A 6,700-nucleotide genomic window follows, 5' to 3' on the forward strand; every position below is an offset into this window, starting at 1 on the left:
CATGACATATCCTGTCTGGTTGCATAAAGCTAAGTGTATCTACTAAAAGTATGAGGCATAAAAAAAGTGGCTATCGTGAGCCACTTTCCTATGTGATTTTTAATAGAATATAAAGTATTTTTTTTAAATATTCTATGCAAAATTGTCACTGTGTTTTTTATGCTTTGGCTACTAAAATAACCTTATATATTGATAATAATTCTAAGCGTAAGACACTGATTAAATAGAATTATGCTATTTTGGGCATACCCTAGCGAGACCAGTAAAACAGACCATAATTTGAGCTAATAAGTTACCTAAAATGGACAATGTTAGCAGGACTATTAATTGTCTTAAATGGTTGCCTTTCAGCTAATAGTCCATGTTATGTCTAATAATGATAGATACTATGCCACTGCTGGCTTTTCTAGTTGTTTTAGTCCAATCGTTTTCAGTCTTCCCTGGCCGTCAACTTCTTTAATGACTAATAACCACTCCTTATTAATCACAACCGTATCGCCTGCTACGGGTGCCATCTTTAAGCTATCCTTAATATATTCAGCAACCGTTTGTTCCCACATATTATTCGTGTTCAGGGTATCTTCTAGAGATTCGAATTTCATCCTATCGGTAAAGAAAGGCACATCTTTAAGTTTGACACTCGGCGATAGCATCCAATCGCCATAAAAATCATCGATGGCTCTACGGTCTAACGTAGTGTCATTAAAAACAGTCGCAATCTGATCGGCATAATCGCCACTCATGGCATACCATACGCTATCGCCAAATTTGAGCTTAGTCTGTTCATTAATTGCCAAGATTTGCTGACCACGCACCAAGGCAAAAACATGGATTCCTTCAGGGCTGATACGCGTAGATATATCCCTCGGATGACGACCAATTGCAAACGCGCCTAACTTTACTTCAAATTCATACAACGTAATACTTGCTCTATCTGACACCCACACTTCATGCTCTTCTTTTGGGCCCTTATTGTTAGGAATACGCACCTTAAACAGATTGGCCATAAAAGGAATGGTCGTCCCTTGTAACACCAACGATAAGACCACCACCCCAAAAGCGATATCAAACAGCATAAAGGCATTGTCCACCCCTGCAATCACTGGCAACATGGCAAGGGTAATGGGCACTGCACCACGTAAGCCGACCCAAGAGATAAAGCCGATCTCTCTATTTTTAAATTTAAACGGTAAAACACTGGTATAGACTGCAATAGGACGAGCCACTAAAATCATAAAGGCAGCAATGGCCACTGAATAAGGCCAAACTTCAAGAACGTTCGATGGTGTGACCAATAGGCCCAATACCACAAATAACACCGCTTGCGACAACCACGCAAAGCTGTCCATCACGCGCATGACATGCTCAGTTGAGCGTACCTTATGGTTGCCAATCATAATACCAGCGATAAAGACCGCGAGAAACCCACTACCGCCCAGTAAGTTAGTGGCAGAAAACACTGCTAAACCCGCCGACATTATTAAAATGGCATACATACCTTCTGCCAAATGTATCTTGGGTAATAATCGAGATAGGAAATAACCAAAGAACAAGCCCATTCCTAAACCAAAACTAAGCTGTTGTAATAGTAGGCCTAAGAAGCCTAGCGCTGTCTGTCCGGCAGGATCAACATTTAGAGCAATCAATCCAGTGACTAACAGAATCGCTAAAGGGTCGTTGGCGCCCGACTCTAATTCAAGCGTGGCTTGGACACGATCATTTAATTTAACACCGCCATTACGCAACAGTGAAAATACCGCTGCCGCATCGGTTGAACCCACGATTGCTGCCAGTAATAAGCCAAAGCGCCAATCGACATCCAGCAGCCATGTGACGAATACACCCAGTATCATGACTGTCGCAAGTACGCCCCAAGTAGCCAGTGTGATGGCTGGTTTTAAGCCAACTCGGAATGATTTAACAGAGGTGCGCAACCCGCCATCTAACAAAATACAGGCTAAGGCTGCTTGTCCGACAAAATTGGCTATCGCATATTGAGAAAATTCAATACCCAAGATACCTTCTTCACCAGCAAGCATCCCGACGACTAAAAACAATAGCAAAAGTGGAACACCCAAACGCGCCGATAACGTACTTGCCATGATACTGGCGAAAATTAATACTGCTCCTACGAGATACACGATATTTAAGGTATCCATGTTTCATTAAGCCTTATTTTATAATATTAAGCTGAACTAACCAGAACGGGAGTAACATTTACCCATTGTTTTCAACGGTTAATTATTATTTTAACATGCTCCTTAAGAATAACTGAGCTATGCTTGTATGTTGGTAAATATCTTATTCTACTATTGCTAAACGAGTCATATTATGAAAAAAGAGACATTGACAGGACTATCTATTATTACATTTGCAGCATTTTATATTTGGATTCAAAATGGCAGTAACCCATTTGATAAAAAAAGAAATACTGAACTCGAACAAGCTCAAAAAACATCAAAGATTGCATTGCTAACGAAGTGCCAGAAAGCAGTACAGCCCATGCTTAAAGGCTTTAAGTCTATGGACATTAAACGAAAAAACACAGACTACAGACGATTAAATAATGGTAACTTTGAAGTCATAACACATTACTACGCTGAAGATAGTTTGGATGCGGCTCCGCTCATTATCGTCGACTGCTTATTCGATAAAGATGGCAGTTTATTAGAAACAGCACAGGTTAAATAACTTCCAGTATAGCTATGGAGCTGTAGTAGATAAGACTTTAAATAACACACCTTTTTCTCAAACTTTTAAGCTGGTCATTGCTTATTCTCCTGTTATTGAATTATAAGCAGTTGCACAATTTTTAGGAAAAGCTTCTCAATCTGGCATTAAGTTACTGATTCATTTCGGCTATACCCGAGCGGAAACAGCTATATCACCCTTTAAGCCCATTGATAGACTGTTTAAAATAGACTAATGCAGTAAAACCACTTCAAGCGTACTATTATTAGCATATTTTTAATAAAAAAAAGCCAACCATAAGAGGGTGGCTTATTAGCGTTTGAATCACTCGAATTCATTATTACACATTAAAACCTATGTGCTTCCCTGTTGGCAGCTCAACATCGATACGAAGCTTACCACCCATAGCTTCAACATATTTTTTCATGGTCGATATTTTAAGATCATTGCCGCGATTTTCTATAGCAGACAATGAAGGTTGTTTAATACCCATGGTTTGAGCCAGTTCTTTTTGAGAGATCTCTAACTCTTCACGGATACGAGACAGCTGGTTTTCTAAAAGCAGTTGCTCTGCCAGTTGTTTAATACGCGCTTGGCTATCCAAAGAGCGCTCAGCTAACATTTCTTGTAATGTCTTAGTCATATCATGAATCTCCTAAAGTTCTGAGGTGACATTCATACTGTTGGTCTGCAGTGTCTAGCATTTCTTTATAAAAACGCTTTTTATTACCCTTATCCACCAATACAAAGCACAATAGCTTGCCGCTTTGGGTCAAAGGCAAAAAATGCTCTGAGTGGCTTACCTTTGTGCTGAACACGTAACTATTTCATGTTGGTGAATTTTGAATCATACACCGTATCCACTAAAGGGCGACCTAAGCTTGGGCCTTGTTGTTCTAAAACCATCAAAGCTGCCAGTACTTTTTCTTACGTTGATTCATCTTGCTGATCAAACCATTGGTTGAACAGCTCTGTTGTGATGACAGTCCACATATAAAAACCAATATATAGATTACAGTCTATATAATATAACTAATCGAGACAGTCTGCAATTAGAACGAGCAGCTTTAGCGCGTCTTATTACTGGCTTACGACATTATGATCAGCTCTTAACAACCTATTCTTAGTTATGATAGTATTTTCTATCGTATAACGATACTGGTTTTTAGTTATTTTCGGACAACTTAGAACCTGATATTCAAACCAAGATAGCAATACGCAAATGATGTTAAAATACAATCAGAGAAGTCTATAGACCACTAAAACACTTGGGAAACGACTAAGAGTTCAACGCCCTTACAACGCACTAATCACGATTTAAGGGAAAAATAACTTTGTATAAATCAGAGCAAGCAAGACAAGTAATTTATCATCAAGACCCTACTGTTAACACTGACTGGTTAGACGCGGTTACGATTGATACCGACAGCAAGAAAACAACCAAAGCAGAGTACGAGCAGCTGACAAAAGGATTTGTTAGGGGATTGATAGCAGGTAAAGTCATTGGCATTGAGTCGCTCGATGATTTAAATTTTTGATGGTCTGCTAAAAATCAGCACACCTTCATCATAATGACGAACCCTAAAAAGACATCAGTTAGGCGGAATAAAAACTGATTGTTGGTGCGGGTGTTGATATTGAGAAAAATACCTAATAAGAAAGCCCGTAAAAACTGGACGTACAACCGACAGTTTGTGTTCTAGGATAGAAGTCAAACTAGAGCATGTTTAAAAAAATCTAGCGGCAACCATCGCAGACAACATAAAAATTTAACCAGCAGTTTCAATTGCTCGTATGAGAAATCTATTATTATCCAATCCTGCGCCCTTAGTTTTTATAGTTAATCAGTCAATATACACACTAATCTTTCTCAAATGCTAGCTAATTGTCTTTTTTCACTTCTTACAGTGGGACTGAACCAGTGAAAGGACCTGATAAGCTATCATTAGCCTATACCTCTCAGCAAATCGTCAAGGACTTTAAAACTAGTGCTCTGAACTAAAACGGTTCTATAACTTTTTATCGTAGTAAGGTGGAAAGTTAGGATAGAATAGAGGTACCAATAACAGTTAGATTAAAGGAAGCCCTATGTCAGCAACCAAGGAAGAGATAGCTGAGTTCATGAAGTCTGAGTTCCCTCAAGCAAAGTACAAGATTGAGGCAGTAAATAGCAGTGGGTCAATTTTATCCCGTGATATCAGTTTAGATGATTTGAGACCTGGAGGTACTGTATCGGGACCTGTAATGATGGGAATTGCTGATGTGGCTCTTTATGTGGCTATCTTAGGTAGAATTGGCATAGTACCATTAGCAGTAACCACGAGTCTAACTATCAACTTTTTACGTAAACCAACTGCAAAATCACTCATTATTGCTGAGTGCAAACTGCTAAAAGTTGGAAGGAGTCTAGTCGTAGGTGAGGTTTCTTTATACTCAGATGGATCTGACGAATTAGTTGCCCATGTTGTGGGAACCTATTCAGTACCACCAACCAAGAATAAGTCTGAAAATCTGTAAAAGATATCAACTTAAGGCCCTTTGCTCAAATCCTAATGAGCTAGATCAGGCGTCTTTACTGGTCTAGTTCCCTAGTGAGGACTTGAATCTTTGGCTGTGAGCTAATGGTATTAAGGTTTCAACTTGCTGAGATAGCCACAGTGTACTTCATGATGTACTTACCATAGATATTCTATCTATGATCGGTGCGCTAGTGAGGACTTGAAGAGACCATCCCAGATTCTGTGTAACTGACGTTTAGATTAAATGCTTACACAAAATTTAGGAAGGTCTCCATTATTAAGCTTACATACCTATAGGATAGATACTTCTAGCCAATATGGAGGTGTTTTTCCTTTAGAAGCTTGAGAACGTGGCTGAAGAATACGCAATTCATATTTACCTGAATATGGAAGCTTGTAATAACCTTGGTTATCTAGTTCAGAGGAATATTCTCCTACATTGACAGAATCTGATAGATTCTTATTAAATAAATAAGAATCTACATTCCCTCCCGTTGTTTTAACAGAAAGCTTTTGGTTCTTTTTGGCATAAAATGTATAGGAATCGTACTTACTACCCTTTAATTTCCCATAATAGTTAGCTGAACTAGCGCCTTTTTTAAATTGAACATCAACAGTTTTAGCCACTGCATCTGAAGATGCGGCCATTACTGTAGGACTTACCATTAGAACAGGAAGCGCAATTAGAATAGCAGCAGTTAAGTTTTTCATATTTTAAACACTCAAGCAGTAAAAAAACGATTTTATCTCAACGCACACTGTCAACCTTTATAGATATGTTATATTAATATTACCAATATAGAGAGTACATTGATAGGTTACTGAACAAGGCTGCTCATAATCGTTGGTGTTAATTAATTAATACACTAGTTTCTAATTCTATCGCAAACCTAACTATAGTAGTAAAAACCTGAATTTCATTATGTAAACAAAGAGAACACTGCTAAATAGTAGTGTTCTCTTATTATATTTAAAGGAAAAAATTATGCGTTCTTTGCTTTTGACGGCAATGTGCTTAACGGTCAGCTTAACCCTAGTAGCTTGTAGTAATCAACAAGCCGATAGTACGGATCATAATAAGGAACCGACAATAGAAGTACCTGTAGCGTTATTGGCGTTTACCGCTGCTGGTAATAAAGAAAAAAGTTGGCGGACAGTAGTTGAAGGAAATAAATTAAGTATAGAAGCAGAATTCTTAGAGCCTACAACAATTGTAGTAGTGGGTTCCGCCACTACTGAAGGCGTCGAATACGAGAGTACAGTCAATGGACAACCTATTATTTTAAATATACGAAAAAATATTTGTATCGATGACAATGGCTACCAAAATGAACTTACCGCAACATTAAGTTACGCAGGCAAAGCATATGATGGTTGTGCCATTACCGGTGCAATGGAAACTGCGCCCACATAGAAGATAAGCCTAACCTATGAATAAACCATTGAAAAAATTTAGCCTAGGGCGTGTCCTCAATTCATCTTGCAATGAA

Annotated in this window: 7 protein-coding genes and 1 pseudogene; 4 read left to right on the forward strand and 4 right to left on the reverse strand. The window is 38.5% G+C overall.

What is annotated here, in order from left to right; all coding sequences use genetic code 11:
* Positions 1-386: 386 nt before the first annotated feature.
* Positions 387-2,159 carry a potassium/proton antiporter gene (locus IQ457_RS13450; protein ID WP_200663884.1) on the reverse strand — a complete coding sequence of 591 codons (1,773 nt, stop codon included), beginning with the start codon at positions 2,157-2,159 and terminating at the stop codon, positions 387-389.
* A 172-nt stretch (positions 2,160-2,331) separates the two neighbouring features.
* On the opposite strand from IQ457_RS13450, the gene IQ457_RS13455 reads away from it, so the two are divergent.
* Positions 2,332-2,691, forward strand: coding sequence for a hypothetical protein (locus tag IQ457_RS13455; protein WP_144297953.1), 360 nt, complete (start codon positions 2,332-2,334; stop codon positions 2,689-2,691).
* A 340-nt stretch (positions 2,692-3,031) separates the two neighbouring features.
* On the opposite strand, the gene IQ457_RS13460 is transcribed toward IQ457_RS13455, so the two are convergent.
* Positions 3,032-3,334, reverse strand: a complete 303-nt coding sequence (locus IQ457_RS13460; RefSeq protein ID WP_011512377.1) for a helix-turn-helix domain-containing protein — start codon at positions 3,332-3,334, stop codon at positions 3,032-3,034.
* Between the two features lies 1 nt (position 3,335).
* Positions 3,336-3,684, reverse strand: a pseudogene (locus tag IQ457_RS13465) (type II toxin-antitoxin system RelE/ParE family toxin).
* Between the two features lie 341 nt (positions 3,685-4,025).
* Here IQ457_RS13465 and IQ457_RS13470 point away from each other — a divergent pair.
* On the forward strand, positions 4,026-4,229 hold the full coding sequence (locus IQ457_RS13470) for a hypothetical protein (RefSeq protein ID WP_200663885.1): 204 nt from the start codon (positions 4,026-4,028) through the stop codon (positions 4,227-4,229).
* A 550-nt stretch (positions 4,230-4,779) separates the two neighbouring features.
* Positions 4,780-5,208 carry a PaaI family thioesterase gene (locus IQ457_RS13475; protein ID WP_200663886.1) on the forward strand — a complete coding sequence of 143 codons (429 nt, stop codon included), beginning with the start codon at positions 4,780-4,782 and terminating at the stop codon, positions 5,206-5,208.
* Between the two features lie 293 nt (positions 5,209-5,501).
* On the opposite strand, the gene IQ457_RS13480 is transcribed toward IQ457_RS13475, so the two are convergent.
* Complete coding sequence (locus IQ457_RS13480) at positions 5,502-5,921, reverse strand: PPC domain-containing protein (protein WP_200663887.1); 420 nt, start codon at positions 5,919-5,921, stop codon at positions 5,502-5,504.
* A 274-nt stretch (positions 5,922-6,195) separates the two neighbouring features.
* Between IQ457_RS13480 and IQ457_RS13485 the strand changes: the two genes are divergently transcribed.
* A complete protein-coding gene (locus tag IQ457_RS13485; RefSeq protein WP_200663888.1) occupies positions 6,196-6,624 on the forward strand; it encodes a hypothetical protein in 429 nt (142 codons plus the stop codon).
* The last annotated feature ends 76 nt before the right edge of the window (positions 6,625-6,700 follow it).

It is taken from the genome of Psychrobacter sp. M9-54-1 (genome assembly GCF_016613355.1).
GTDB lineage: Bacteria > Pseudomonadota > Gammaproteobacteria > Pseudomonadales > Moraxellaceae > Psychrobacter > Psychrobacter faecalis.

Bases quoted from the DNA above. Each gene is read 5' to 3' on its own strand.
- IQ457_RS13450 (WP_200663884.1), bottom strand. From the start codon at position 2,159: ATGGATACCTTAAATATCGTGTATCTCGTAGGAGCAGTATTAATTTTC.
- IQ457_RS13455 (WP_144297953.1), top strand. From the start codon at position 2,332: ATGAAAAAAGAGACATTGACAGGACTATCTATTATTACATTTGCAGCA.
- IQ457_RS13460 (WP_011512377.1), bottom strand. From the start codon at position 3,334: ATGACTAAGACATTACAAGAAATGTTAGCTGAGCGCTCTTTGGATAGC.
- IQ457_RS13475 (WP_200663886.1), top strand. From the start codon at position 4,780: ATGTCAGCAACCAAGGAAGAGATAGCTGAGTTCATGAAGTCTGAGTTC.
- IQ457_RS13480 (WP_200663887.1), bottom strand. From the start codon at position 5,921: ATGAAAAACTTAACTGCTGCTATTCTAATTGCGCTTCCTGTTCTAATG.
- IQ457_RS13485 (WP_200663888.1), top strand. From the start codon at position 6,196: ATGCGTTCTTTGCTTTTGACGGCAATGTGCTTAACGGTCAGCTTAACC.